28 protein-coding genes and 1 tRNA gene are annotated in these 26,569 nt (G+C 70.7%); 12 read left to right on the forward strand and 17 right to left on the reverse strand.

Annotated features, from left to right (window positions below; genetic code table 11):
- Nucleotides 1–72: 72 nt before the first annotated feature.
- The 8 genes from ASG80_RS17470 to ASG80_RS17505 all read right to left on the reverse strand — a co-directional run bounded on the left by ASG80_RS17470 (nt 73) and on the right by ASG80_RS17505 (nt 8,316).
- Nucleotides 73–1,791, reverse strand: coding sequence for a long-chain-fatty-acid--CoA ligase (locus ASG80_RS17470; RefSeq protein WP_056733072.1), 1,719 nt, complete (start codon nt 1,789–1,791; stop codon nt 73–75).
- Entirely contained in the window at nt 1,788–3,374 is a 1,587-nt protein-coding gene (locus ASG80_RS17475) for a bifunctional phosphatase PAP2/diacylglycerol kinase family protein (protein WP_156401924.1), read from the reverse strand. The genes ASG80_RS17470 and ASG80_RS17475 overlap by 4 nt, the downstream gene beginning before the upstream one ends.
- 91 nt (nt 3,375–3,465) lie before the next feature.
- A complete protein-coding gene (locus ASG80_RS17480) occupies nt 3,466–4,320 on the reverse strand; it encodes an ABC transporter permease (RefSeq protein WP_056733076.1) in 855 nt (284 codons plus the stop codon).
- A complete protein-coding gene (locus ASG80_RS17485; protein WP_056733078.1) occupies nt 4,317–5,210 on the reverse strand; it encodes an ABC transporter ATP-binding protein in 894 nt (297 codons plus the stop codon). The genes ASG80_RS17480 and ASG80_RS17485 overlap by 4 nt, the downstream gene beginning before the upstream one ends.
- Nucleotides 5,211–5,376: 166 nt before the next feature.
- On the reverse strand, nt 5,377–6,648 hold the full coding sequence (locus ASG80_RS17490) for an RNA polymerase sigma factor (RefSeq protein ID WP_056733080.1): 1,272 nt from the start codon (nt 6,646–6,648) through the stop codon (nt 5,377–5,379).
- A gap of 27 nt (nt 6,649–6,675) precedes the next feature.
- Nucleotides 6,676–7,086 (reverse strand): YciI family protein, encoded by a 411-nt coding sequence (locus tag ASG80_RS17495; RefSeq protein ID WP_082590580.1) that lies wholly within the window; start codon nt 7,084–7,086, stop codon nt 6,676–6,678.
- Nucleotides 7,087–7,095: 9 nt separating this feature from the next.
- The gene (locus ASG80_RS17500) at nt 7,096–7,449 is read right to left on the reverse strand and encodes a YciI family protein (RefSeq protein WP_056733082.1); all 354 of its coding nucleotides are present in this window, start codon (nt 7,447–7,449) and stop codon (nt 7,096–7,098) included.
- Between the two features lie 159 nt (nt 7,450–7,608).
- Nucleotides 7,609–8,316 carry a LysE/ArgO family amino acid transporter gene (locus tag ASG80_RS17505; protein WP_082590582.1) on the reverse strand — a complete coding sequence of 236 codons (708 nt, stop codon included), beginning with the start codon at nt 8,314–8,316 and terminating at the stop codon, nt 7,609–7,611.
- A gap of 72 nt (nt 8,317–8,388) precedes the next feature.
- Between ASG80_RS17505 and ASG80_RS17510 the strand changes: the two genes are divergently transcribed.
- Nucleotides 8,389–9,279: a LysR family transcriptional regulator ArgP gene (locus ASG80_RS17510; RefSeq protein WP_056733086.1), complete on the forward strand. Its 891-nt coding sequence runs from the start codon at nt 8,389–8,391 to the stop codon at nt 9,277–9,279.
- 16 nt (nt 9,280–9,295) lie between these two features.
- Here ASG80_RS17510 and ASG80_RS17515 read toward each other — a convergent pair whose 3' ends face one another.
- From ASG80_RS17515 to ASG80_RS17535, 5 genes are all read right to left on the reverse strand, one after another.
- Nucleotides 9,296–9,508: a dodecin gene (locus ASG80_RS17515; protein WP_056733088.1), complete on the reverse strand. Its 213-nt coding sequence runs from the start codon at nt 9,506–9,508 to the stop codon at nt 9,296–9,298.
- A 121-nt stretch (nt 9,509–9,629) separates the two neighbouring features.
- Entirely contained in the window at nt 9,630–10,847 is a 1,218-nt protein-coding gene (locus tag ASG80_RS17520; RefSeq protein WP_056733090.1) for a pyridoxal phosphate-dependent aminotransferase, read from the reverse strand.
- 103 nt (nt 10,848–10,950) lie between these two features.
- Nucleotides 10,951–12,468, reverse strand: a complete 1,518-nt coding sequence (locus ASG80_RS17525; RefSeq protein WP_056733093.1) for a deoxyguanosinetriphosphate triphosphohydrolase family protein — start codon at nt 12,466–12,468, stop codon at nt 10,951–10,953.
- A 156-nt stretch (nt 12,469–12,624) separates the two neighbouring features.
- Nucleotides 12,625–13,032 carry a hypothetical protein gene (locus ASG80_RS17530; RefSeq protein ID WP_056733095.1) on the reverse strand — a complete coding sequence of 136 codons (408 nt, stop codon included), beginning with the start codon at nt 13,030–13,032 and terminating at the stop codon, nt 12,625–12,627.
- 144 nt (nt 13,033–13,176) lie between these two features.
- Nucleotides 13,177–13,584 carry a hypothetical protein gene (locus ASG80_RS17535; protein WP_056733097.1) on the reverse strand — a complete coding sequence of 136 codons (408 nt, stop codon included), beginning with the start codon at nt 13,582–13,584 and terminating at the stop codon, nt 13,177–13,179.
- Between the two features lie 293 nt (nt 13,585–13,877).
- Here ASG80_RS17535 and ASG80_RS17540 point away from each other — a divergent pair.
- The 5 genes from ASG80_RS17540 to rplA all read left to right on the forward strand — a co-directional run bounded on the left by ASG80_RS17540 (nt 13,878) and on the right by rplA (nt 16,671).
- Nucleotides 13,878–13,950, forward strand: a tRNA-Trp gene (locus tag ASG80_RS17540).
- A 40-nt stretch (nt 13,951–13,990) separates the two neighbouring features.
- Nucleotides 13,991–14,266, forward strand: a complete 276-nt coding sequence (gene secE, locus ASG80_RS17545; protein WP_056733405.1) for a preprotein translocase subunit SecE — start codon at nt 13,991–13,993, stop codon at nt 14,264–14,266.
- A gap of 62 nt (nt 14,267–14,328) precedes the next feature.
- The gene (nusG, locus tag ASG80_RS17550) at nt 14,329–15,255 is read left to right on the forward strand and encodes a transcription termination/antitermination protein NusG (RefSeq protein WP_056733100.1); all 927 of its coding nucleotides are present in this window, start codon (nt 14,329–14,331) and stop codon (nt 15,253–15,255) included.
- 157 nt (nt 15,256–15,412) lie between these two features.
- Entirely contained in the window at nt 15,413–15,841 is a 429-nt protein-coding gene (gene rplK / locus ASG80_RS17555) for a 50S ribosomal protein L11 (RefSeq protein WP_056733102.1), read from the forward strand.
- A gap of 140 nt (nt 15,842–15,981) precedes the next feature.
- Nucleotides 15,982–16,671, forward strand: coding sequence for a 50S ribosomal protein L1 (gene rplA, locus ASG80_RS17560; protein ID WP_056733103.1), 690 nt, complete (start codon nt 15,982–15,984; stop codon nt 16,669–16,671).
- A 130-nt stretch (nt 16,672–16,801) separates the two neighbouring features.
- On the opposite strand, the gene ASG80_RS17565 is transcribed toward rplA, so the two are convergent.
- From ASG80_RS17565 to ASG80_RS17575, 3 genes are all read right to left on the reverse strand, one after another.
- Nucleotides 16,802–17,383 carry a TetR/AcrR family transcriptional regulator gene (locus tag ASG80_RS17565; protein ID WP_056733105.1) on the reverse strand — a complete coding sequence of 194 codons (582 nt, stop codon included), beginning with the start codon at nt 17,381–17,383 and terminating at the stop codon, nt 16,802–16,804.
- Between the two features lie 61 nt (nt 17,384–17,444).
- Nucleotides 17,445–17,804: an SPW repeat protein gene (locus tag ASG80_RS17570; RefSeq protein ID WP_056733108.1), complete on the reverse strand. Its 360-nt coding sequence runs from the start codon at nt 17,802–17,804 to the stop codon at nt 17,445–17,447.
- A 160-nt stretch (nt 17,805–17,964) separates the two neighbouring features.
- Nucleotides 17,965–19,200 (reverse strand): alkaline phosphatase PhoX, encoded by a 1,236-nt coding sequence (locus ASG80_RS17575; RefSeq protein ID WP_235508377.1) that lies wholly within the window; start codon nt 19,198–19,200, stop codon nt 17,965–17,967.
- Nucleotides 19,201–19,427: 227 nt separating this feature from the next.
- Here ASG80_RS17575 and ASG80_RS17580 point away from each other — a divergent pair, with 227 nt between their 5' ends.
- Nucleotides 19,428–20,633 (forward strand): FHA domain-containing protein, encoded by a 1,206-nt coding sequence (locus ASG80_RS17580; protein WP_056733112.1) that lies wholly within the window; start codon nt 19,428–19,430, stop codon nt 20,631–20,633.
- A gap of 18 nt (nt 20,634–20,651) precedes the next feature.
- Here the strand turns inward: ASG80_RS17580 and ASG80_RS24580 are convergent, their stop codons facing one another.
- A complete protein-coding gene (locus ASG80_RS24580) occupies nt 20,652–20,921 on the reverse strand; it encodes an acylphosphatase (protein ID WP_056733114.1) in 270 nt (89 codons plus the stop codon).
- Between the two features lie 160 nt (nt 20,922–21,081).
- Here ASG80_RS24580 and ASG80_RS17590 point away from each other — a divergent pair, with 160 nt between their 5' ends.
- The 5 genes from ASG80_RS17590 to ASG80_RS17610 all read left to right on the forward strand — a co-directional run bounded on the left by ASG80_RS17590 (nt 21,082) and on the right by ASG80_RS17610 (nt 26,507).
- Nucleotides 21,082–22,704, forward strand: a complete 1,623-nt coding sequence (locus tag ASG80_RS17590) for a LuxR C-terminal-related transcriptional regulator (protein ID WP_056733116.1) — start codon at nt 21,082–21,084, stop codon at nt 22,702–22,704.
- 121 nt (nt 22,705–22,825) lie between these two features.
- Nucleotides 22,826–23,191, forward strand: a complete 366-nt coding sequence (locus ASG80_RS17595; RefSeq protein ID WP_235508378.1) for a hypothetical protein — start codon at nt 22,826–22,828, stop codon at nt 23,189–23,191.
- Complete coding sequence (locus ASG80_RS17600) at nt 23,179–23,535, forward strand: iron chaperone (protein ID WP_056733118.1); 357 nt, start codon at nt 23,179–23,181, stop codon at nt 23,533–23,535. The genes ASG80_RS17595 and ASG80_RS17600 overlap by 13 nt, the downstream gene beginning before the upstream one ends.
- Before the next feature lie 140 nt (nt 23,536–23,675).
- Entirely contained in the window at nt 23,676–24,731 is a 1,056-nt protein-coding gene (locus tag ASG80_RS17605; protein WP_056733120.1) for a metallophosphoesterase family protein, read from the forward strand.
- 141 nt (nt 24,732–24,872) lie between these two features.
- The gene (locus ASG80_RS17610; RefSeq protein ID WP_056733122.1) at nt 24,873–26,507 is read left to right on the forward strand and encodes a response regulator transcription factor; all 1,635 of its coding nucleotides are present in this window, start codon (nt 24,873–24,875) and stop codon (nt 26,505–26,507) included.
- Nucleotides 26,508–26,569 lie beyond the last annotated feature (62 nt).

Genomic DNA, 26,569 nt, shown 5'->3' on the forward strand with positions numbered 1-26,569 from the left:
AGCTCGTCGAACCGGCCGGGCAGCCCTCAGCGGCTGCCCGGCCGATCGTCTGCCGGGGCGCTGTGACGGCGCTCAGCGCGCCGCATGCTCCTCGATGAGCCCGTCGCGAACCTTCCGGCGCAGCACCTTGCCGATCAGCGATCGGGGCAGCTCGTCGACCTGCGAGATCCGCTTCGGCACCTTGTAGGCGGCGAGGCCTTCGCGACTGAAGTCGCGAAGGGCCTCCGCGTCGAATACCGCGCCATCGCGGAGTTCGACGACTGCCGCGACATCCTCGCCGCCCGTCGGCCGAGGGAGGCCGACGACGGCGGCGCCCCGCACATCGGGGTGGTTGAGCAGCACGCCCTCCACCTCGGAAGGGGAGACCTTGAAGCCACCGGTGATGATGAGCTCCTTCAGCCGGTCGACGACGGTGACGAAGCCGTCGGCGACGTGCACGATGTCGCCCGTGCGGAGCCACCCGCCCGCCAGCAGCGACTCGGCCGTCTCGGCGGGGCGGCGCCAGTAGCCCTGAAACACCTGCGGACCGCGGATGAGCAGCTCACCCCGCTCGCCCATGGGGCGGTCCTCCGTCGGATGCTCCGGATCGACGACGCGGATCTCGGTGCTCGGGAACGGCACTCCCACCGTGCCGGGACGGCGCGTCGGCCCCATGGGGTTGCCGAGGGCGAGCGGCGAGGATTCGGTCATCCCGTATCCCTCGACGAGGAGGCCGCCGGTCACTGTCTCCCACCGGTCCGCAATCGCCGTCGGCAGGCTCATCGCCCCGGAGATCGAGAAGCGGATGCCGCGGAGGGCTGCCGCGCCGCGCTGTTCCGCGGCTCGCGACAGCCGGTCGTAGATCGGCGGCACCGCCGGAAGGAACGTCGGCGGCGAATGCTTCGCTGCCTCGAACACGAGGTCGACGTCGAACGTCGGGAAGAGGACGAGCCGGGCGCCGAGGCCCATCGCGATGGTGAGGCAGAGGGTCATCCCGTAGGCGTGGAAGAGCGGGAGTACGGCGTAGAACACCTCCCGGCCCTCGCGGAGACCCGGCACCCACGCGCGGCCCTGCATGGCATTCGCCCGCAGGTTCCGGTGGCTGAGCATCGCGCCCTTCGGCACTCCGGTCGTGCCACTCGTGTACTGCAGGAGCGCCGTGTCTCCGAGCGCCGGCCTCGGGTGGCGCTTCGCGAGCGGGCGACCGCCCGCCATCCGATCAAAGTCGAGGATGCCGCGGGCGGTCGGCCGGCCCGTGAGTGCGGCGCGCGACGCGCGGGCGCTCGGAAGCGGCAGGCGCAGCGCCATCCGCTTCCCGAGGGGGAGGGCTCGCGTCGGGTCGACGGCAACGATGTGCGCGGGCCGGATGTCGCCAGGGAAGTCGGCGATCGTGTCGGCCACCGAGTCCCAGACGATCGCGATCCGTGCCCCGTGGTCCTCGAACTGGTGGCGGAGCTCGCGCGGAGTGTAGAGCGGGTTGTGCTCGACGACGATCGCCCCGAGCCGCAGCACCGCGTAGAACGCGACGACGTGCTGCGGAAAGTTCGGCAGCACGATCGCGACCCGGTCGCCCGCGCCGACGCCGAGCCGTCGCAGTCCCTCGGCGGCCCTCGCGATCTGCACGCCGAGTTCGCGGTAGCTCGTCTCGGCGCCGAAGAACTCGAGGGCGGTGCGTTTTCCGAAGCGGGCGACGGCGTCATCGATCATGTCGACGAGGGTCTGGGTGGGCTCGTCGATCTCGTGGGGCACGCCCTCGGCGTAGTGCACGAACCATGGTCGCGTCGCATACGGATTCACCGCATCACCCTTCATCGGGTGGCGTGCGCGACCGCGGGACGATACACGTCGAGCGCCCCCGGTTCGATCGTAATCGCCGTGCGATAGCCTCGGTTCCCGTGCGCCGCGGCGGCCGCCGCAGCCGTGGCCGTCGCCACCTCGCCGTCGTGCGCGAATCCGGGCGGCTGGTCCTCCCTCGGCTTCACGATGACCTCGAGCGAAGTCGTCGTGAACGACTCGATGCGTCGGGGGACCATGCCGAGGCCGCGCAGGATCCCGCTGGTACGGCGGCCGAAGGCGAGCGAGGCCACGGCCCTCGCGCGCGTATCGGCGTGCAGCACGCGCACGTCGAGCACGCCTCCGTCGAGGCGCCGCCGCCCCAGCGGTGCAGCGATATCGGGGTCGTTCGCGCCCACCCCGACGAAGAGCGTCCACACGTTGGCCCGCCGCCCCCCGATGACGATCGTCACCGGCTCGGAGTCGCGCAGCACGCGGGCCGCCATGAGGCCCGCGAGCCACTTGCCCCAGCGCCGTTCGTGTCGCTCTCGTTCGGTGACGAACTCCGGGTAGACGCCGACGGACGCCGTGTTGAGCACGGTGATCGGGTCGTCGTCGTCGAAGCTGAGCTCCGCGACGTCCACGCGCACGCCCTCGCCGCGCTGCAGCGCATCGACGGCGGCACTGGCGGGTGACGCGCCCGCCGCTTTCGCGAAGTGGTTGAACGTGCCGCTGGGAACGACGAGGAGCGGCAGCCCGGCCAGCCGCGCTTCATGTGCGACCGCGGCGACGGAGCCGTCGCCCCCGCAGACCCCGAGGATCGGGGGTGGATCGGCGCGGGCGAGCGCCACGCGCACGGCTTCGCCGGGATCCCCGCCTTCCAAGAGGTGGAGCTCCGCGCGCGGCAGGCGTTCGGCGAGCATGCGCGCCGGGTCCGGGCGCACCACGCTGGTGCCCGAGGAACGGTTCACGACGATGAAGGCGCCCTCGCCGTCGGGAGACGCAGGAAGCCGGCGGTCCGCGCCGCCGCGCGCCGCGGTCTCGTCGCGTGGACGCGGGGGGACGAGCCGGCCGCCGAGCAGGGCGACGCCCGTGCCGAGCGCGAGCCCGCCGATCACGTCGGAGAGCCAATGCGCGCCGGTGTGCAGCCGGGAGTAGGCCACCCCGAGCGCGAGCGGTGCGATGGCTGCGCCGGTCTTGGGCGATTCGATGCCCACGCCCGTGACGAACGCAGCGGCGCTCGCCGAGTGACCCGAGGGGAACGACGGCGTGTGCGGCTGCTTCGCCAGCCGGCGGCCGACCGGCACGTCGGCGAGGAGCGGGCGTTGGCCGCCGAACAGCTGCTTGCCGATGACGTTCGCGAGCAGGCTGGCCACGAGCAGGGAGGCGATCCCGCGCACCGCCGCACGCGGCTTTCCGGTCACGGCGACCACGCCGGCGATCGTCGACCAGAGCACGCCGTCATCGGCGAATCCCGAGAGCCACCTCCAGAACCGGTCGACGCCGGGGCCGGTTCGGCGCCGGTGGCCGGCACGGGCGGCCGCGGCATCCCCTCGCCGCACCCACCGGGGCATGATCGCCCGGCGGCGTGCTGCAACTCGAAGGCTGCTGAGAGCACCCACCCGGCCAGCGTACGGGCTCGCGCACTCCGGTGTCGAGATACGTGAAACGCGGCAGAACGGTCCGGTGGCGTCAGAGCAGACGGTACGCTGCTCACGCGTCGCGGCGGATCCACCGGAACGTGAGACGGCTCACGATGAGGCCGATCACGAGCCACGCCACGAGGAAGAACGCGACCCACCCGAGCTCCCATTCGCCGTTCTGCTCGAGCACCTTGAACGCGTCGGGCAGGAACACCGAGCGCATGCCCTGCGCCATCCACTTCAGCGGGAACACGCTCGCGAGGTTCTGCATCCACTCGGGAAGGATGTTGAAGCGCAGGTACACGCCCGAGATGAACTGGAGCACGAGCACGATCGGGATGACGACCGCGGTCGCGCTCCTGCCCGAGCGGGGGATCGCCGAGAGGGCGATGCCGAGGAGCGCCGACGTCGCGACCCCGAGCACGAAGATCCAGGCGAAGGTGAGCCACGCCTCCGCGGTCGACGGCATCGCGATGCCGAACAGCGTCGCCGAGACGAGCAGCAGGAGCGCGGCCTGCAGCGAGGCCGTCACGAAGACCTGGCCGATCTTGCCGAGGAAGTACGACACCGGCGAGAGCGGCGTGCCGCCGAGCCGCTTCAGGGTGCCGTCGCCCTTCTCGGTGGCGATGTCGACGGCGAGGTTCTGCACGCCCGACAGCAGCATGCCGGCGGCGAGCATGCCAGGCAGGTAGTAGGCGCCGACCGAGATCCCGTCGCGGCCGGGCGCGACCTGGATGTCGCCTGCGGCGCTGAACGCCGCCGTGAAGATGCCGAGCATGATGATCGGGAACAGGAAGGTGAAGAACACGGTGTCGGGAGACCGGAAGTACCCTTTCACCTCGTAGCCGATGCGGGTCGCGCCGATCGGGACCATGCCCGGACGGGTGGGTGTGCGCCCCGATGCGGGTGCGATGCCGGTGCTCATGCGAGCGCCTCCTCGTCGTCGCGCGCGTCGGCTCCCGCTTCGCGCACCAGTTGCAGGTAGATGTCCTCGAGGCTCGGCCGGATGACCTCGAGCCCGTCCGGCTCGCCGCCGAGGTCGGCGACGACGGAGGCCACGAGTTCGGCCGGTCGCTCTGTCCGCACCTCGTGCCGGGCGCCGTCGGGGCCCCGCCACCGCACGATCGGCACCCGCGCGTCGGCGCCGCCCAGGGTGCCCACGGGTCCCACGTCGACGAGCCGTCCGCTGAGGATGATGCCCGCGCGGTCGCCGAGCTGGGCGGCCTCGTCGAGGTAGTGGGTGGTGAGCAGGATCGTGGTCCCCTCGGCCTTGAGCGTCCGGACGAGTGACCAGAACTCGCGTCGCGCCTCGGGGTCGAAGCCCGTCGTCGGTTCGTCGAGGAAGAGCAGCTCGGGCCGGCCGACGATGCCGAGTGCCACGTCGAGGCGGCGGCGCTGGCCGCCCGAGAGCTTCGAGATGCGGGTGCGGGCCTTCGCCTCGAGGCCGACGGCGGCGATCACCTCGTCGATGTCCCGCGGCGACGGGTAGAACCGCGCGAAGTGCGCCAGCTGCTCGCGCACGGTGTAGACGCCCGACTCCGTCGCCGACTGCAGCACGATGCCGAGCCGCGCCTTCCAGTCCAGCCCCCCGTGCGCCGGATCGACGCCGAGCACGCTCACGTCGCCCGCCGTGCGGTGGCGGTACCCCTCGAGGATCTCCACCACCGTGGTCTTGCCCGCCCCGTTCGGGCCGAGCAGGGCGAAGGTCTCACCGCGGGCGATGTCGAGGTCGATGCCGTCGACGGCCGTGAGTCGCCCATACACCTTGCGGAGCCCGCGGATCCGCACCGCGGCATCCGTGCCAGTCGTGTCCATACCCTGAGCCTGCCGCTTCCGAGCCTCGTCCGGCAGCCCCCGACCGTTCGATTCGGGCATCCACCGGTCGGTGGATGCCACCTTCCGCGGGTTGAGGAGCCGCCGACGGAGGCGTCTCGAAACCCGCTGTCGGCGTCCGGGTCTCGAGACGGCGCTTCGCGCCTCCTCAGCCCGCGGGAAGCTCGGCCAGCCGGCGCTCGAGGAACCGCTGCTCCGGCCCGGTCGGCGCGAGCCGGATCGCGTCGCGATACCGCGCCGCCGACTCGAGCATCCGTCCGTTGCGCCGCAGCAGGTCGGCTTGGGCGGCCGCGAGCAGATGGTAGCCGTCGAGCCGGCCGGATGCCTCGAGCCGGTCGAGCTCCGCGAGCGCCAGGTCGGTGTCGCCCGCGAGCCCGTGGGCGACGGCGCGGTTGAGCTCGACGACCGGCGACGGCGACACTGCCTCCAGCGCGTCGTAGCACTCCACGATCGCGCGCCAGTCGGTCTCGTCGGCGGTGCGCGCGCGGCCGTGCGCCGCCTGGATCTCTGCCTGCAGTCGATACGGGCCGATCGGGCCCGGCGGGGGCTTATCGAGCAGCGCGAGCCCCTCGCCCACCTCGGCGGCGTTCCACCGGGAGCGGTCCTGCTCGTCGAGCGGCACGAGCTCGCCCTCGGCGTCGACGCGCGCGGCCGACCTCGCGTGCTGCAGGAGCAGCAGGGCGAGCAGGGCCCGCGCCTCATCGGCATCGGGCAGCAGCTCCACGACGAGCCGGGCGAGCCGGATCGCCTCCTCCTGCAGGTCGAGCCGCAGCAGCCGGTCGCCCGAGCTCGCCAGGTACCCCTCGTTGTGCACGAGCATGAGCACGGCGAGCACGCCGCCGAGCCGCTCGGGCAGCTCCGCGGCCGACGGAACGCGGTACGGGATCGCGGCGTGGCGGATCTTGCGCTTGGCCCGCACGAGCCGCTGCGCCATCGTGGCCTCGGGCACGAAGAACGCGTGGGCGATCTCGGCCGTGTCGAGGCCGCCGACCGTGCGCAGCGTGAGCGCCACGCGCGCCTCGACCGGCAGCGCGGGGTGCGCGCAGGTGAAGACGAGCCGCAGCCGGTCGTCCCACTCGGGCTCCGCCGCCACGATCTCGGCCGGATCTGTGGGTACCCCGCCCGTCAGTTCGTCCATCGCCATCCACTCCCTGACCTTGCCGACCTCAACACCGCGTCGTCGCAGCACGTCGAGCGCGCGGTGGCGCGCCACCGTCGTGAGCCATGCGCCGGGATTGCGCGGCACGCCCTCGATCACCCAACGGCGTGCCGCGCGCTCGAAGGCGTCGGCCGCGGCCTCCTCGGCCACGTCCCAGTCGCCCGTCGACCGGATGAGCGTCGCGACGATGCGCGTCCACTCCTCGCGATACACGCGGGCGACTGCCTTGCTCGCCTCGCTCGCGGCGCGGCCCCCGGTCATCGACCGCTCACCGGCTCGGCGCCCCGCTCACGCCCCCACCGCGGGCTCGCGTCGGCGGCCGCGATCGCCGGCCTCGCGTTCCTCTCGTGCCACCGGGTCCTCCTCGAGATCGAGCGGCCACATCGGCCGCAGCTCGATGCGCCCGAACCGGGCCATCGGATGGCGTGAAGCGATCTCGATCGCCTCGTCGAGGTCGCGGCAGTCGAGCACGTCGAATCCCGCGATCCACTCCTTGGACTCCGTGAACGGGCCGTCGGTCACGAGCAGCTCGCCGCCGCGCACGCGCACCAGCGTCGCGTCCTCCAACGGTCGCAGCCGTTCGCCGAGGACATGCACGCCACGCGCCTCGACGTCGGCGATCCATTCGGCGATGCCGTCCTCCTCGGGCACGAACGGCTCGGCCTCGGGGTCGGTCGCCACGAACATCATGTATCGCATCAGGTCTCCTCAGATCACGGGGTTGGGGAAGTCGAGCGGCACCGTCGGGTAGAGCGCAACGTGCCCGGTGCGCGCTCGCGGATGCGCCGAGGCGACCTCGACCGCCTCGTCGAGCGTGGCGGCCTCGAGGATGTCGTAACCGGCCACCCACTCCTTCGTCTCGCTGAGGGGCGCGTCCGACAGCAGCACGTCGCCGGCGCGCACGCGCACGACGGTCGCGTCGGTCGGCGGGCTCAGCCGGTTGCCTCGGATCCGCACGCCTCGGGCGTGGGCGTCGGCAACCCAGGCCTCGAAGTCGGCGGCCTCGGGCTCCCAGGCCTCGCCGTCGGCATCCTCGTCGGTGATGAGCATGAGGTATTCCATTGGGTATCCTCCCTGTGTCACACGGTATGCATGCACGACGAACAGGGGAAGCCCGTTTCGACACCTCATCGACGAATCGCTCGAACCTCCCCGACGGGTTTCCGACCGGATGCCGCGCCACGGCGTAACCCGACGAGGCGGAACGGCCGCCCGCGGCGGTCAGTGCGGCAGCACGAGCGAGACGCCGAGCGCGACCATCACGACCGCGATCACGCCGTCGAGCACGCGCCATGCGCGCGGGCTCGCGAGCGCGCCGCCGAGGAGCCTCGCGCCGTACGCGAGGCCGAAGAACCAGACGATGCTGGCCGCCCCGGCGCCGACCGCGAACGCCCAGCGGCCGTCGCCGTGCGTGCTCGCGACCGAGCCCAGCAGGAACACCGTGTCGAGGTACACGTGCGGGTTCAGCCAGGTGAGCGCGAGGCAGGTGAGCACGGCCGAGAGCAGGGCGGTGCGCGGCGCCGCGAGGGTGGCGGTCGCGGTTCCGGATGCCTCGGGGCCGCCGGATGCCGCGGGTGTCCCGGCCCCGGCATCCGACCGCCTCGCGGCATCCGTGCCGCCAGCCGCCACGAGCGCCGCGCCGCTCGGCCGGATCGCGCGCCGTGCCGCGATGAGCCCGTATCCGACGAGGAACGCGGCACCCGCCCATCGCACGACGTCGACGAGCCACGGCACCGCCTCGAGCACCGCGCCGACGCCAGAGACGCCGACGATGATGAGCGCGAGGTCGCTCGCCGCGCAGATCGCGGCCACCGCGAACACGTGCTCGCGTCGGATGCCCTGCCGCAACACGAAGAGGTTCTGCGCGCCGATGGCGACGATGAGCGAGAGGCCGAGGCCGAGGCCGGCGAGCAGGGAGGAGACGGGCACGGGATCGACGCTAGGCGACCACGATCCTGCAGTCCAACTCAAGATTCTTCAGCAGCATTAGCATGGCTTCAGATGGAGATTCCGCTCGACCTCGCCCGCACGCTCGCCGTCGTCATCGACGAAGGCACCTTCGACGCGGCCGCGCGGCGGCTCCGTCTCACGCCCTCCGCGGTCTCGCAGCGGGTCAAGGCGCTCGAACAGCAGCTCGGCCGCGTGCTGGTCGTGCGCTCCAAGCCGGCCCGAGCGACGGACGCCGGAGCCGTGGTCGTGCGCCTCGCGCGCCAGCTGGCCCTGCTCGAACACGACGCGCTCGCCGGCTTCGGGTTCGACGCGACTCCCGACCGCCCCATCTCGGTCGCGCTCGCCGTGAACGCGGACTCGCTCGGCACGTGGTTCCTGCCGGCGCTCGCACGCGTGGCGGAGCGGCATCCGGTGGTCTTCGACCTGCACCGCGACGACCAGGACTTCACCGCGGGCCTGCTCGAGTCGGGAACCGTGATGGGCGCCGTCACCTCTCAGGCGACGCCGGTCGCCGGATGCCTCGTGCGCCCCCTCGGGGTGATGCGCTATCGCGCGGTGGCGACCCCCGCGTTCGCGAAGCGGTGGTCGCTCGAGTCGGCACCCGAATCGCTCGCCGCCGCGCCCCTCGTCGACTTCGACCGCCGTGACGACCTCCAGCGCGACTTCCTGCGGGACCGGGGAATCGACCCTGAGCTCCCGCCGCGTCACTACGTTCCCGCCTCGAACGACTTCGCGACCGCGATCAAGCTCGGGCTCGGCTGGGGCATGCTCCCCGGGTTCCAGTCCGACGCCGAGCTCGAGCGCGGCGAGCTGGTGATGCTCGGCGGCACGCCGATCGACGTTCCGCTCCACTGGCAGCAGTGGAACCTCCGCTCGCCACTGCTCGATGCCATCGCCGACGAGCTCGGCGCCGAGGCACGACGGGGGCTCAGGCCCGAATAGCTCAGGCCCGAATAGCTCAGGCCTCTTCGATCCTGAAGCCGATCTTGATCGTGACCTGGTAGTGGGCGATGGCGCCGTCTTCGACCTCACCGCGCACGGAGACGACCTCGAACCAGTCCATGTGGCGGATGGTGGCCGCCGCGCGGGCGATGCCGTTGCTGATCGCGGTGTCGATGCCATCGGGCGAGGTGCCGACGATCTCGGTGACGCGATAGGTGTGGTTGCTCATCGTGTGCTCCCTCCGCGGGGACCCCGGTGTGCCCGCTGCTGCCGAGGGTACCCCTGGCGGAGCGCCCCGTGAGCCGCGTTCACGATCACGGGTGCGCGCGCCGCGGCATCGGGAGCCGACGTCAGGCGAACAGGCGCTGCAGGCGCTGGATGCCCTCGAGCAGCGGGGCGTCGCCGAGGGCGTAGCTGAAGCGCAGGTAGCCGCTCGGGCCGAACGCCTCGCCGGGCACCGCGGCGACCTCGGCCTGCTCGAGCATGAGGTCGGCGAGCTCCAATGACGTGGCGGGCGTGACGCCTCCCCACTCCCGGCCGAGCAGCCCCGAGACATCGGGGTACACGTAGAAGGCGCCCTCCGGCACCGGGACGGTGACGCCCTCGATCTTCGAGAGCTCCGCCACGATCGTCCGACGGCGGCGATCGAACGCTCGGCGCATCTCCTCGACGGCGTCCTGCGGTCCGTTGAGGGCGGCGATCGCCGCGCGCTGGGAGATGTTCGACACGTTCGACGTGAGGTGCGACTGCAGGTTCGCGGCGCCCTTGATCACGTCAGCGGGCCCGACCATCCAGCCGAGTCGCCAGCCCGTCATGGCATAGGTCTTGGCGACGCCGTTCACGAGGATCGTCTGGTTCGCGAGCTCGGGCACCGCCTCGACGACGGACACTGCGCGGGGCGGCACGCCCTCGGGGTCGTCGGCGTATGTGAGGTTCTGGTAGATCTCGTCGGTGATGACCCAGATGCCGTGCTCCAGTGCCCACTCGCCGATGGCCCGCACCTGCTCGGGCGCGTAGACGGCACCCGTCGGGTTCGACGGCGACACGAAGAGCAGCACCTTGGTGCGCTCGGAGCGCGCGGCCTCGAGCTGGTCGACCGTGACGAGGTAGCCCTGGTCGGCGCCCGCGAAGACATCGACCTGACGCCCGCCGGCGAGCTTGATGACCTCGGGGTACGTGGTCCAGTACGGGGTGGGCACGAGCACCTCGTCGGCCTCGTCGAGGAGCACCTGGAACGCCTGGTACACGGCGTGCTTGCCGCCGTTCGTGACGACGACCTGGCCGGCGCCGACCTCGAGCCCGGAGTCGCGCAGCGTCTTCGCCGCCACGGCCTCGCGCAGCTCGGGCAGGCCTGCGGCTGGCGTGTAGCGGTAGTTCCTCGGGTCGCGCGTCGCTGCGAGCGCGGCCTCGACGATGTGCTCGGGCGTCGCGAAGTCGGGCTCGCCCGCCGCGTATGAGATGACCGGGCGCCCCTCGGCCTGGAGCGCCTTCGCCTTCGCATCGACCTTGAGCGTCGCGGACTCGGCGATGGCGGCGATACGGGCGGAGAGGCGGGCGTGTTCGGTCACGTGCCCAGCCTACGGTGCGGGGTGCGACTGCTGCCCGAGATTTTCCCGGGACGACCGTCCCACTCGCGGTGCTCGCGGTGCCGGGCGCGACGCTGCTCCTCCGTCAGAGGTTGTGCCCGATGTCCCAGAGCCGGTCGGGTCGACCGTCGATCGCCTCGGAGACCGCCAGGGCCTGATCGTCGGAGAGCGACGCGACGTAGTCGACGACGCCACGGCCGACCCCGAGCCGCGTGACCTGGCCCACAGCCGGGATCGGCATCCCTTCGGGCCTCGCAGCACGGACCCGCGCGTAGCCGTCGGTGGCGATCTCGACGAGCTCCTTCAGCCGTTGGGGCACGCGGGCACGGTCCACGTCGTCGGTCACCCAGGCGGTGAGGCCCATCACCGCGCGCGTCAGCACGCGGCTCAACCCGCGCTGGTACATCACGACGTCGGCTCGGTCGAGGATGAAGTGGCGGTGGACGAACTTCAGCACCTCCACCTCGTGCCAGGCGAGCCGGTCGAGGGTGACCGGGCCGGTGCGTGCCTCGCCGGCCGGAGCCGGGACGACCGAGGTCTGCAGGTGGCTGATCCAGCGGTTCGTGAACGACGAGAGCGCTCGTTCCGAGGCGATCGAACCGTCGAACGGGATCGCGAGGAGGCCGTCGACGAGGTCGTCGGCGACGACGTCCACGGCTTCGGCGAACGCATCGTCGGCGGCGACCCAGGCATCGCTGCGGTGGAGCTTGCGCCGCAGGCCCTCCAGGGCTGAGCCGGGCGGGGCGGAGCGGAGCGCGAGCGCCTGGTCGTCGAGGCCGCGGAGCTCGCCGGATCCCTCGATCCAGCCCCGGAACTCCCGCGCCACCGCGCCATGACTGAGCAGGCCCGCACGGTAGAAGTCGTCGACATCGTGGATCGAGTACGCGATGTCGTCCGCGATGTCCATGACCGAGCACTCGAGCGACTGCACCAGCGGCGGGAGTCCGCGGCGGGCCTCGACGAGGTCGACGGCGTCGAGGTCGTACGCGGAGAACTTCACGATGTCCACGCCGCCGTCGGCGCGGCGCATCCCGCGGGGCAGCGGACCGCCGCCCAAGGCGCGGGCATCGACGAAGCGGGTCCACGGGTACTTCGCGATCGCGGCCCGAACGGCGGCCGTGAGGTTGAGCCCGTGCGGGGCGGCCTCCGTCACATCCAGCGTGGCGATGATCCGGTAGGTCTGCGCGTTGCCCTCGAAGCCGTCCGCGAGGCCGAGGGTCTCGCGGGCGAGCCGGTCGAGGACGCGCTCGCCGACATGACCGAACGGCGGGTGCCCGAGATCGTGTGCGCTCGCCGCCGCCTGCACGACCACCGCGTCGCACCCGTGCTCGACGGCGAGCGAGTACGCCGGTGATGCGGCATCCGTCAATCCGACCGCGATCGCGCGCGACACCGCCGTCACCTTGATGGAATGGGTGAGCCGGTTGTGGATCAGCGGGCCCGCGTCGGGCTGAGCGATCACCTGCGTGACCGCGGACAGGCGCGAGAAGTACGGCGAGAAGCGGATCCGCTCGAGGTCGAGCCGGAACTGCGAATGCTCGCCGGTGACCTCCACGCTGCTTCGCGGCTCGGCGACGCGTCGCGCCGCCCGCTCTGCCATCATCGGGGCCCTCCGCTCGTCCGGTCGCACGCGACGGATGCCGCGCCGGGGGCTGCTTCCCAATCTAGGCCGACGTCGTCGGCGCGCAACGACATCCGCACACGCATGAGCCGCGGCATCCGCTCGTCGGAGGGGATGCCGCGGCTCAGGTGCCGCGTCTCAGCGCGCGCTGGTCTTCAGCTCGCGGCCGTGCACCGTGAGCGCATAGATGATCAGGACGTCGAGCGTGAGCACGATCAGCGACCACCACGGCTGCGTCGGGATCGTGAACAGCTGCCCGATGCCGTTGATGGCGACGAGGATCACCGCCACGACGCGGGCCCACGTGGCGCCCGAGAAGAGCGCGCCGGCCACGAGGATCAACAGGATGCCCGTGATCAGGTGCCACCAGCCCCACCCGGTGACGTCGAAGACGATGAGCCCACCCTCGACCTGGGCGAAGTAGGCGCTCCCGGGTGCGAGCAGCGCGGTCAGGCCGTGCAATCCACTGAACACGCCCGCGATGAGCAGGACGATGCCGGCGAACCAGCCCCATCCGACCCAGCCGGTCACCTCGGTGTCACTCATGGAACCGCTCCCTTCCTCGGTGGATGCGCCGGGCACTCGCGGCGGCGCGGTGGTGCTGCGGAAACGTTAGGGCAGCGGCCGGCGCCGCGGCATCACGCGGATCAGGTGAAGTTGACGACCACGGATGCCGCGTGCCGGCGTGTCTCAGGCCCGAGCGGCCTTCAACTCCCGCCCGTGCACCGTGAGCGCGTAGATCACGAGCACGTCGAGCGCGAGCACGATCAGCGACCACCACGGCTGCACCGGGATCAGGGCGAGGTGGCCGATGCCGTTGATCGCCGCGAGGATGATCGCCAGCACGCGCGCCCACGTGGCGCCGGTGAAGAGCGCGAGGCCGGCGAGGATCAGCACGGCGCCGAACACGATGTGCCACCAGCCCCATGACGACACGTCGAACAGCACCAGCTGCCCCTCGGTGACGACGAAGTACGAGCTGTTCGGCATGAATACGGCGATGAAGCCGTAGAAGAGGTCGATCGCACCGGCGATGATCAGGACGATGCCGGCGAACCAGCCCCATCCGACCCAGCCGGTCACCTGCGTGTCACTCATTTGGCACCGCTCCCTTGCTCTCGGCGAAACGCCGCACGTGGATCGCGTCGGCGCGAGGTGCTGGCCGTCACGCTAGCGGGGCTGAGGCGGGCGCCATGGGTCCTTCGTCCCGACGCGCGTGCGCGGCATCCGCTCGGCTTTACTCTGCCTCCGGCGTCGCATACACTTGCTGAGGTTGTTGAAGTCAGCCAAGCTTGTCTGCGCCTATTTTCGGGCTTACCTCCCAGAAGAACGTGGTGGACTTGTGCTGTCCGAAACTCCCGTGGAATACGCCGGAGCCCCGGTCGTTCCATAGGGCGGTGGCTCAATTGGTAGAGCAGCGGTCTCCAAAACCGCAGGTTGCAGGTTCGAGTCCTGTCCGCCCTGCGAGCCGGCAGTGAATGCCGGCCCACGAAAGGTGTACGAGGTGGCACGGAAGATCATCGACGAACCCAGCGAGGATGTCGTCGCCAACGCGAAGCGCGATCGCGCGGCGCGGCGGAACCCCTTCGCAAGGATCGCCCTGTTCATCCGGCAGGTCATCGCCGAACTGAAGAAGGTCGTCACCCCCACCCGCAGGGAGCTCGTCAGCTTCACGGTCGTGGTGCTCGTCTTCGTCATCATCATGATGGCGCTCGTGTGGGGCCTCGACCAGATATTCGGCTGGGTCGTACTGTACGTCTTCGGAACGCCGGCTACCTGATCGGGCCGTTCGGCCCGAACATCCGGCCGCCCGAGGGCGGAACGAACAGAAGGAATTGAGAAGTGTCGAAGACTGAGCGCGACGACGTCGACTGGGCCACGGCTGCAGAGCAGGCCGCGGAGGACGACGAGGCCCAGGAGGGCAGCTCGCTCGAGCACGACGAGGCGTCGGTCGAGCCGGCCGAGCACCGTGCGGTGCACATCGTCGACGACGAGGGGAACGACATCGACCTCGACGCCGTGCTCGACGCGATGGCCGAGGCGGCCGACCCCGAGGCCGACGCCGTGATCGACGACGCGCTCGACATCGACTCGGAGGACGAGGCGCTCGCCGCAGCCGAGGCCACCCAGGAGGAGGCCGAGGACATCGTCGACCCGTACGAGGAGTTCCGCAGCGAACTGCGCTTCCTCCCCGGCAAGTGGTACGTCATCCACTCCTACGCCGGCTTCGAGCGTCGCGTGAAGGCGAACGTCGAGCAGCGCCGCGAGTCGATGGCCATGGCCGACTACATCTTCCAGGTCGAGGTGCCGATGGAAGACGTCGTCGAGATCAAGAACGGCCAGCGCAAGATGGTCACCCGCGTGCGCATCCCCGGCTACGTGCTCGTGCGCATGGACCTCAACGAGGAGAGCTGGTCGGTCATCCGCCACACTCCGGGGGTCACCGGCTTCGTCGGCAACGCGCACAACCCCACCCCGCTGCGCTTCGAGGAGGCCTTCGGCATGCTGAAGAGCCTCGTCGAGATCAAGGACGTCGCGCCCGCCAAGGGTGCGAAGGCCGGTGCGGCCGCCGGCGCGGCCCGCGCCATCCCCGCCGAGGTCGACTTCGAGGTCGGCGAGACCATCACCATCAAGGACGGCTCGTTCGCCGGCCTTCCCGGCACGATCAGCGAGATCAAGCCCGAGAGCGGCAAGCTCACGGTGCTCGTCTCGCTCTTCGAGCGCGAGACCCCGGTCGAGCTCAGCTTCGACCAGGTCACCAAGCTCTAGTACTCACAACCACGACGCGGCGGCCCTCCGGTATCATCGGAGGGTTGTGCTGCGTCAGACAGAGCTGATTCAACACACGGACCACCGCCTCCCGGAATGGCCGGGAACGCGGGAGAGTGCCCAGGTCCCTGGGCGTTCGATCAGAAAGAGAGAAATCATGGCACCGAAGAAGAAGGTCACTGGTCTGATCAAGCTTCAGATCAAGGCCGGCGCCGCGAACCCGGCCCCGCCCATCGGCCCGGCCCTGGGTCAGCACGGCGTGAACATCATGGAGTTCTGCAAGGCCTACAACGCGCAGACCGAGTCGCAGCGCGGCAACGTGATCCCCGTCGAGATCACCGTCTACGATGACCGCTCGTTCACCTTCATCCTGAAGACCCCGCCCGCCGCCGAGCTCATCAAGAAGGCCGCCGGCGTCGCCAAGGGCTCTGGCGTCCCGCACACCGACAAGGTCGGCAAGCTGACCCAGTCGCAGGTGCGCGAGATCGCCGAGGCGAAGATGGTCGACCTCAACGCGAACGACCTCGACGCCGCCTCGAAGATCATCGCGGGCACCGCCCGTTCGATGGGCATCACGGTCGAGTAAGGACCTTCCGCTGGTTGAGGAGGCCGTAGGCGTCTCGAGACCGGCGGAGTGGATGCCGCGGCATCCGCTCACCACAGAACTCTCATTCGTGGCAGCGCCCGCCAGGCGCAGATGACCACACTCTCTCAAGGAGAATCAACATGGCACAGAAGTCCAAGGCCTACCGGGCCGCGGTCGAGAAGATCGAGACCGGCAAGTTCTACACCCCGACCGACGCCGTCGCCCTCGCGAAGGAGACCGGCTCGGCGAAGTTCGACTCGACCGTCGAGGTCGCGCTGAAGCTCGGCGTCGACCCCCGCAAGGCCGACCAGATGGTGCGCGGCACCGTCATCCTCCCGCACGGCACCGGCAAGACCGCCCGCGTCATCGTGTTCGCGACCGGTCCCGCGGCCGAGGCCGCGATCGCGGCGGGCGCCGACGAGGTCGGCGGCGCCGAGCTCATCGAGAAGGTCGCCGGCGGCTACACGTCGTTCGACGCCGCCGTCGCCACGCCCGAGCTCATGGGCCAGGTCGGCCGTCTCGGCAAGGTGCTCGGCCCCCGCGGCCTCATGCCGAACCCCAAGACCGGCACCGTGACCCCGAACCCCGCCAAGGCGGTCGAGGAGATCAAGGGCGGCAAGATCGAGTTCCGCGTCGACAAGCACGCCAACGTGCACTTCGTCGTCGGCAAGGCGTCGTTCTCGCTGGAGCAGCTCGACGACAACCTGAAGACCGCTCTCGAAGAGGTCGTGCGTCTCAAGCCGTCGAGCGCCAAGGGCCGCTACATCCAGAAGGGCGCCGTGTCGACCACGTTCGGCCCCGGCATCCCGCTGGACGTCAACGCGATCTGATTCGCTGTCTTGCGAAGGGCCCGCCGGTTCGCCGGCGGGCCCTTCGTCGTCGCAGCGACCGGGTGTTCTGGAACTGACAGCGTCAGAGGCACGACGATGCAGCGCGTCTTCCCATGACACGCAAGCCAGGTCACGCAAGCGCCGAGGCGCCCAGCCCGGCGCAGATCAGCTCTGCGAGTGCCGGAAGGTCCGTCGCCGTGTCGTCGGTGGGGGAGTCCTTGTGGTCGGCCAGCGGCCGAATCGTCAGGATCGCCACCCAGGCCGCGGCTGCGGCGTGGAGCGTACGAGCGGCGATGGGCCTGAGCACGCTCCCGCTGAGCACGCGCTCGACGATGGCCTGCACCCGACCGCGATGCTCGTGCAGCTTGGCCCTCACCTCGGGGTGCGTGCGCTGCTCGCGCCAGATGATCACCCGAAGCACGGCTGAGTCCTCCTCGATCTCGGAGAGCTTCGTCGCCAGATTCAGGAGAGCGCGAGCGGGGTCGCCCGGCTCGATGAGCGCGTTCGGGTCGATGGGTCCGGTGTCGAGCCTCTCCGCCACGAGCGCGCAGAGAAGGTCGGACTTCGTGGGGAAGTAATAGAACAGCAGCCCTTTGGGCACCGCTGCCAGCTTCGCGATGCTCGAGGTCGGCGTGGCATCGAAGCCGCGCTGGGCGAACAGCAGCTCGGCCGCGTCGAGAATGCGCACGCGGGCTCCGGGAGTCTCCGTCAAGACGAACTCCGGACGGTTGGAGAGGACGGCAGGGGTGCCTGCCGTCCCCGAATCGGCACGGTCAGTGCGTGATCGCGTCGTGGTGCGCCTTCATGCTCGGCCTGACGGCGAGCGCGGCGACGACTACGGCGATCGCTCCGCAGATCCACGACATCCACGCGGCACCGAATGTCGTGGTGTCCACGTATCCGCCGACCCACGGCGAGATGATCAACAGCAGGCCCAGAGCGCCCTGGACGTACTCCATCGCGACCATGCCTGGGAACGCGAGGTTCACGACGCCCGAAATCACGAGCAGCACGCCGAGCGTGACCATGATCGCGACGGATGCTCCCATGGGTGCCAGGAACAGCGTCGACAGTGCCACGGCGAGACCGGCGGCGATCGCCACCCAGTCTTCCCATCGTGTCCATTGCTTCATAGAAACCAGCCTCCTCGGGGTCGGTGGCCCCGTATGGGGTTAATTCACACGGTAGAACTGATTGACCGCCCGGTCAAGATGTTTGTCGCGGCACTCCGTGGGCGAGGAAGGGCCCCACCGGTCCGCCGGCGAGGCCCGTCGCAGGTCGACGCTGCTGTGGTCAGTCCTTGCTGATCGCCCAGGTGCCGTCGGCGAGTTCCTTGCCGGGGTGCTGGATGTTGAGGTACACCGTGTTCGGGTCCTTGCCGAAGTAGACGCCGGACGTCTCTGCGGTCTGGTCCTTCAGCGACGCGAAGAGCTCGACCGTGTCGGCGCGCCCGTCGGAGTCCTTGTCGAGATCCGTGACCCAGACGTCGCTGAAGTCGTTGTCCTCGACGATCCAGAGACGTCCGTCTGGGCCCTTGGCGAGGTTGTCGGGGTTGTTGAACCCGGTCACCTCGGCGCCCTGGTCTTCGGCGGGGACGTTCACGCCCTTCTCGACGAAGCCCGAGACCGTCTGCTTCGCGAGATCGATCTCGATCACGCGGTCCTCGGACGTGTTCGCCACGTAGAGCTTCTGCCCGATGAGCTGCACGTCCTCGGGACGGCCGAACTCGGTCGCCACCACGGCGTTCGACGCGACATCCGCGTCGATCGCGACCTGCGCCTGGTCGAGGGCGACCCACTCGAACGCGCCGACCTTCTGCGAGAAGGTGGCCTGGTTCCACAGTTGCTCGGCGTCGGTGAGCTCGGTGAGCTTGAGCGCGTACAGCTGGCCGGCACCAAGTTCGCCGCGCACGGTCGGCACGAACCTGTAGATCGAGCCGCCGTTGAGCTCGTCGATGACGTAGACCGAGCCGTCGGCGTCCGCGCCGATGCCCTCGTGGCGGAGGATGCCGAGCTGGGTACGCTCCTCGACGTGGGTGACGACGGTCGGGTCCTTCGGGTCGAGGAACGCCTCGTACACGTGACCGCCGGCGGTCTCCTCGGCGAAGAGGAGGGTGCCCCACGGGGTCCAGGTGAGGCCGTCGAGACGGTTGTAGTACTCCTGCTGCTCCAACACCTTCGCCTCGCCGGTCTGGAGGTCGACGACGGAGACCGAGCCGTTGGCGCCCACCTCGTGCGTGCGGTACAGGTAGCGCCCGGCTTCGGGCCCGGTCTCGTTGGTGACGTTCATGTCGGTGAGGTCGTCCTCGCCGGCGTAGATGTCGAGGACGGTCTCGTCGGCGACGAGGGCCTGGGTGAACCCTTCGGGGGCGACGTACGGCTCCGACCACGTCGTGCTGGCCTCGTCGTAGGCCGATCCGGCGATCGGGTCGAAGCCCATGGGGCCGCTTGCGGCACTCGCCGCGGCGACCGGCGCGACGCCGATCAAGACGGTGGCGCACAGGGCGCCGGTGACCATTCGATTGCGCACGGAACTACTCCATTCGAAGTGGATGAGTGGGTGACGCTTCGTCACGTTATGCACCGCAGGTGTCACCCGATGGGCCGTGCGTTGGCGGGATCGTGAACATCGCATGCGGCATCCCGGGCCAGGCACGTCGACGCGGGCGGGCTTGCACGGTCGTGGCGGGGGCGGCGGAGGAGTAGCGTCCGGATCAGGCCGCGCATCCGCGTGGCCGGTCGAAGGAGATCGACGCGGTGACCGGGTCCGATGCCGCAACGCTTCCGTCCCTCGTCGTGGTCGAGGGGCGGCGCACCGGCGAGCGCATCGCGATCCCCGACGGCCGCTGGATCATCGGACGGGACGTCGGGTCCGACATCGTCCTGGACGACGCGGGTGTCAGCCGTCGCCACGCCGCGCTGACGCTCGAGGGCGGCGAGGCGATGATCGAGGACCTCGGATCCACCAATGGCACCCGTGTGAACGGCGTCAGGCTCGAGTCGGGTCGTCGGCTGGTCTCAGGCGACGAAGTGCGTCTGGGTGCGGCCGCAGTGCGGTTCGAGACGCCTGCCACGGTCGGCGCGGCCCCGACTCACACTGCGGGGGGCTCGCCGGCTGCCGCGCCGACGCCAGCAGCGGCGTCCGCACCTGCCGTGACCCGCGCACCCCGTCGTCGGGTCCGGCTCGGACGGGTCGTGCTCGTGGGCGGCCTCGCGAACCTCGTGCTGCTCGCCGCGGGCGTCGTGATCAACTTCGCCACCGACTGGACCGGGATCGGCCCGTGGCTGGCGGCGCCGCTCGTGGGCATGGTGGCGGCGCTCGTCGACGTGGGCAGGCAGTCGCTGACCCGCGAGCCCGAGCCGGCATCACCTCAAGCGGTGCCGACCTCCGCGGCATCCGCAACAGCCCCGGTCCCGCCGCCGCCGGTGGGGACCGGCTACGGGGCGAGGCCGAAGCGTCGCGTGCCGGTGCTCGTGGGTGTCCTCGTCGCGGTGCTCCTCATCGGCGGCGGTGGGGTCGCGATCGCCTGGGGCGTCGCGACCGCGACCGCGTTCATCACCGGAAACCAGACCGGCCCCGACCGCCTCGTCGGCGGCCCGGTGACCGTGGACGCGCAGGGCGTGACCACGACGGTGCAGAGCGTCGAGCACACGCAGGACTTCACGCGGGTCGAGATCACGGTGGTGAACGGCCTCGCCAACACGATCACGCTCCCCGTGTTCGGGAATGCGACTCTGTCAGCGGCTGACGGCACGACCCTCGGCGCCGACCCGTTCCGCAGCGGCTGGAACGAGACGATCCCGCCGGGGCAGACGCGGAGCGGAGTGCTCGTGTTCCCCGGGCATCTCGGCACCGGCGACATCACGGCGTCGCTCGCGTTCGCGACCGTGTTCGAGCAGGGCTTCGACGGGCCGACGTCGATCGTCGTCGACGGCCTGGTGCTCGCGCCGATCGATGGGTGACGCGGGCGCGGCATCCGCTCAGAACGTGACCCGGAAGCTCCGCTCGCCAGTGGGGTCGGCCTCGGAGACCTCGGTGCTGCGGACGAACGCGCCCGGCGGTCCCTCTGCGAGCCAGTCGAGCATGGCCTGCACGGATGCCTCGTCGCCCTCGACCTCGGCCTCGACCGTGCCGTCGCGGCGGTTCCGCACCCAGCCCGCGACTCCGAGGCCGTCGGCCACGATCCGTGCGGTGTACCGGAACCCCACGCCCTGCACCGCGCCGTGCACCACCACTCGCCTGCGGATCACCCCTCCAGCGTACGATGTGGTGCGCCGGCCGATCGTGAGCGGTTGCGCGACGTTGCCCGCGAACCGGCCTTGCGGAGCCCTTCGGTTCGGCGGTACCGTTCCCGCACGATGACGGGCGCCGGCACCGGCTCCGAGGGGGCGCGACCGGCGTGGGAGCGACATGACCTCGTCCAGCGCACTCGACGCGGGCCGCGCGGCCGCGGCGGAGCGGCGCTGGGCCGACGCGTACGAGCTCCTCGCCCGAGTCGACGCGACCGACGGGCTCGCGGCATCCGATCTCGACCTGCTCGCCACGGTCGCGCTCCTACGGGGAGAACCGCCGGCCTCGGTCGACGCGCTGTCGCGGGCGTACGAGGCGCATCTCGCAGGCGAGGACACCGCGGGTGCCGCGCGCTCCGCGGGTTGGCTGGCCCTCAACCTGATCGAACTCGGTGACTTCACGCGCTCCGTCGCGTGGGCGGCCCGCGCGATGCGGCTCGTGAGCGCGATGGCGGAGCCGGGCGCGCTGGCCGGGTTCGTGCGGTTGGCGCCGGCCGTCGCGCAGCTCGGCAGTGGGAATCCGGCCGAGGCGAGGCAGGAGTTCGAGGAGGTGCTCGCGATCGCGGAGCGCCACGACGACCGCGAACTCGCCGCGGTCACGCTGCTCGGCCTCGGCAAGTCGCTGATCGAGGTCGGCGCCGTCGCGGACGGATTCGGGTGCTTCGACCGTGCCATGGCCGCGGTCGCGGCCGGCGACGTCGCGCCGGTGCCGGCGGGCGTCATCTCCTGCGCCGTGATCTCCGACGCCGTCATGGCGTTCGACCTGGAGCGCGCCACGGAATGGACGGGCGTGCTCGATCGCTGGTGCCGCGATCAACCCGACCTGATCACCTTCAGCGGGCAGCGTCATGCGCTCGAGGCCATGTTGCTCCTGATCCGAGGCGCATGGGCGGAGGCGTCGACCGCTGCGGAGCTCGCCCTGTCGCGTTTCCGCGCCGGCGACTACCGGGCCGTCTACGGTGCGCCCTACCAACTCGCCGAGCTCGGGCGGTTGCGCGGCGCCTTCCACTCCGCCGAGGAGTACTATCGGCGAGCCGGTGAATCGGGCTGGGAGCCGCAACCGGGGCTCGCGTTGCTCCATCTCGCCGTCGGGAGGGCGCAGCGTGCTCAGGACGAGATCCGGCGCAGCGCAGCAGGCGCCGACCCGTTCACTCGCCGATTCCTGCTGCCGGCCATCGTCGAGATCGAGGTCGCCGCGGGTGACCTCGATGCGGCCCGGCGTGCCGTCGATGAGCTCCGCGGGCCGGGCGGGTCCACGCCCACTCCGATGCTCGTCGCGACCGTCGCCGCTGCCGAGGCGCGGGTGCTGGTCGCCGCCGGTGACCCCACGGCGGCGCTCGCCGCCGCGCGCGACGCGACGAGCGCATGGCAGGATCTCGGCGCACCCTACGAACGCGCTCGAAGCATGGTGACGGCGGGCCGCGCGCACCTGGGACTCGATGACCGAGACGCCGCGCTCGCCCAGTTCCGTGGCGCACGCGAGGTGTTCGCCGCGCTCGGAGCGGATCCGGCGCTCGCGGAGCTGGCGGACCTGATGGGAGATCGCCCCGCCGGGATGCTCACGGCGCGCGAGGTCGAGGTGCTCCGACTGGTGTCGACGGGGCTCACGAATCGCGCGATCGGCGCGAGGCTCTCGCTCAGCGAGAAGACCGTCGCTCGCCACCTCAGCAACATCTTCGGCAAGCTCGGACTCTCGACGCGGGCTGCGGCGACCTCCTACGCCTACGAGAACGGCCTCGTCTGATCGCGGTCGACAGACCCGCAGGAAACCACGCACTACACAGAATGACCCATGCGCACCGCCAAGAGAAGATGGGCGCTTCAGTCGACGCGGCCGAACGGATGCCGCGCCTAGCGTTGCGGCCATGGACATCCCGTTGATCGCCGGCACGGTCTCGACCGTCGTGTTCGCGGTCAGCAACCTGCCGATGCTGCGCAAGGCGCTGCAGACTCGGGATGTCTCGTCGTACAGCCTCTCGAGCATCGCGATGATCAACGCGGCCAACGCCGTGTACTCGCTCTACGTGTTCAGCCTGCCCTTCGGTCCCATCTGGGCGCTGCACACGTTCTACCTCGTCTCGTGCGCGATCATGCTCGTGCTCTGCCTCGGGCAGCGGCGAGCCGTCGCACGACGACGCCGAGGCGCACGTCCGGACCCGAGGCTCCGTCGTGACGTGCACCTGCCTGCCCAGGATCCCTCAGCGTACGATGTGACGTCATGGGGGAGATGAGCGACTACATCGCAGGACTCGAGGCGCCCGAGCGCGACCTCATGGAGTGGATCCGGGCGCGCGCCGTGTCGCTCGTTCCCGAGGCGGTCGAGGGCATGAGCTACGGGATGCCGGCGCTGCGCTACCGGGACTCTCCGCTGCTGAGCCTGATGTCCACGAAGGACCACATCGGCCTGTACCCGTTCAGTCCCGAGGTGGTCTCGACCGTCGAGGGCGAGCTCGGCAGCTTCTCGTGGTCGAAGGGGACGATCCGGTTCACGCCGGAGCATCCGCTGCCCGACTCGCTCGTCGACCGGATCATCCTGCTGCGTCGCGACCAGATCGACGCCGCCAAGAAGCGTTAGCGGCGCTCGCGGGCGCCGTTCCCCGCGAGAGCGGGTGGTTGTTCACCGGAGAGCCACCTGGGCTTCGCAGCGCCGTCGCCTGCCGTGCCTACCGTGGCGGTCACCCGGACCTACCCACCCCCACCCGTTATGGAGCCCCGATGTCGCTGTCCAGAACCGTGCCACTCCTGGGGGTCGCCGCCGCGCTGGCCCTCATCGTGTCGACTGCCGTGCCGGCCCAGGCCGCAACCGGATCGTCGGATGCCCCGCAGGACGAGTCGTTCAGCTTCGCCGTGATCGGGGACGTGCCCTACGGCTCCGATCAGTTCGCCCGATTCCCCGCGATGGTGTCCGAGCTGAACGAGCAGGAGGATCTCCGCTTCGTCTCGCACCTGGGTGACATCAAGGCGGGATCGGCCCTGTGCACGGACGAGTACTTCGCCGCGATCAAGGCCCAGTTCGACCGCTTCGAGGCCCCGCTGGTCTACACCCCCGGCGACAACGAGTGGGTGGACTGCCACCGGACCAACAACGGCTCCTATGATCCGCTGGAACGCCTCGACGCGCTGCGTTCCCTGTTCTTCTCGAACCCGGGCAAGACCCTCGGGGCGAACATGCCGGTCGCCGTACCTGATTCCGCCCTGCCGGAGAACGTCACGTTCGGCGTGCAGCGCGTGGCCTTCTCCGTGCTGAACGTCCAGGGTTCCAACAACTCGCTGATGCCCTGGACGGGCCTCGGCATGATCGAGCCCACCGCCGCCCAGCTGGAGGAGGTCGCATCCCGGAACGCGGCCGACGTGGAGCAGCTGGAGCGTACCTTCGCCGACGCCAAGGCGACCAATGCGCGGGCGGTCGTCGTCATGACGCAGGCGGACATGTTCGACCCGTTCCTGCTTCGGATGGGGGTCGCCGAGCATCCGGAGCTGGTGAGCGGCTTCCGCCCGATCGTCGAGGCGCTTGCGAATGGCTCCCGGGAGTTCGGTGGCGAGGTCTACCTGTTCAACGGGGACAGCCACATCTACAACGATGACTCGCCCTTGGCGGCCGGCTCGCCCTGGCTCGAGATCTACGGGCAGGACAGCGCGGACACCCTTCGCCGGGTGACCGTGGAAGGCGCGGCGACGTCCCACGAATGGCTGCGGGTCGCCGTGCAGCCGAACTCCGGACCCGGCGAGGACGTGCTCAGCTGGGAGCGCGTGCCCTTCACCGCGTCCTGAGGCGAGCGAGGGATGCCGCGGGCGGCGGCCATCTCGCGTTGCCGCTCCCGCCGCGGCAGGGCTAGCCTGATGCCACGCACGGTCGGCGTCGACGTCCTCCGCCGTCGCCCACGACCGGCGCCGTCAGCCCATGGAGGCGTCATGACCACGCCGACCGCCCTCGATCGAGGCCGCACCGCGTATCGCGAGCACCGCTTCGCCGACGCCGTCGCCGGTCTCGACGAGGCCGATCGCGAGCACGGTGTCGCGGCATCCGACCTCGAGCACCTCGCCATCGCGGCCATCCTCGTCGGACGCTTCGAGGAGGGCATCGACGCGTTGACACGAGCCCACGAGGCCTACCTCGCCGAAGTCGACATCGATGGTGCCACGCGGTGCGCCGGCTGGCTGGGGATGCAGCTGATGGACCTCGGCGACCGGGCGCGCGCAGGAGGCTGGTTCGCGCGCGCGCAACGACTCGTGGAGCAGGACCCCGACGGCCGACCGGACCACGGGTTGCTGTTCATCCCGGAGGGCCTCGCCGCGTACTACGCCGGGGACGGCGAACGGGCCGCAGCGGCGTTCGAACGCGCTGCGGAGTTCGCCCGCGCCTTCCACGACGCCGACCTCATCGCGCTCGCCGGGCTCGGGCTCGGCCAGGCGAGGATCATGCTCGGTGAACCGGATGCGGGACTGGCACTCCTCGACGAGGTGATGGTGTCCGTGACGGCTGGCGAGGTCTCTCCGATCCCGTCGGGCATCGTCTACTGCGCGATGCTGCAGTGCTGCCGTCTGGCCTTCGACGTCCGGCGCGCCCGGGAATGGACCCGCGCCCTCGACCACTGGTGCGAGGCACGTCCCGACATGGTGGGCTACACCGGGCAGTGCCAGGCGCAACGCGCGGCACTGTTCCTGCTGCATGGCGCATGGGACGATGCGCTCGCCGCGGCCGAGGAGGCGCAGGAGCGCGCGGAGCGTGGCGACCGCGACGGGCTCTACAGCGCGTGGTACCAGCACGGTGAGATCCTTCGACTCCGCGGCGACCTGGCGGCCGCCGAGTCGTCGTACGAGCGAGCCGCGCGCACCGGCTACGAGCCGCAGCCCGGTCTCGCCCTCCTCCGCCTGGCGGAGGGGGACGCGACGCTCGCACGCTCGCTCATCCTCGGCGCGGTCGAGCGCGTCGATCCGGCGGAGCGCCGTGGACTCCTCGCAGCCGTGGTGGAGATCCAGCTCGGCGTCGGCGACGCGGCGGCCGCGCGAGCAGCCGCCGAGGAGCTCGGCGCACTGAGCCGATCGAGCGCGATGCCGATGCTGCAGGCCATCGCCGAGCAGTCCGAGTCGGTGGTACTGCTCGCCGAGGGCGATGCCCGCGGTGCGCTCACGACGTCGTGGCGCGCCTGGGCCCGATGGCGGGAACTGGACGTCCCGTACGAGGCGGCGCGTTGCCGGGTCATCGCGGCGCGCGCCTGCCGGGCGCTCGGCGACGAGGCATCCGCGGCCGTGGAGCTTGCCGCGGCACGGGTGGTGTTCGTCGAACTCGGTGCCCGCCAGGCGCTCGCCGCGGCGGAGGCCGAGTCGGCCGCCGCACGGCCGGAGCAGGCCGGCGGACTGTCCGCTCGCGAGGTCGAGGTGCTGCGGTTCGTGGCGGCGGGCGACACGAACCGCGAGATCGCCAGGGAGCTCTACCTGAGCGAGAAGACGGTCGAACGCCACCTCAGCAACATCTTCGGCAAGCTCGGCCTCTCGTCCAGGTCGGCGGCGACCGCGTACGCGTTCCGGCACGGGCTGGCCGACTGATCGACGCCATGGGTGGAATCCCTTAGCGCCAGCGCCGCGCGAATGGGGGATCCTCTCGACGC

Source organism: Agromyces sp. Soil535 (assembly GCF_001428255.1).
GTDB lineage: Bacteria > Actinomycetota > Actinomycetes > Actinomycetales > Microbacteriaceae > Agromyces.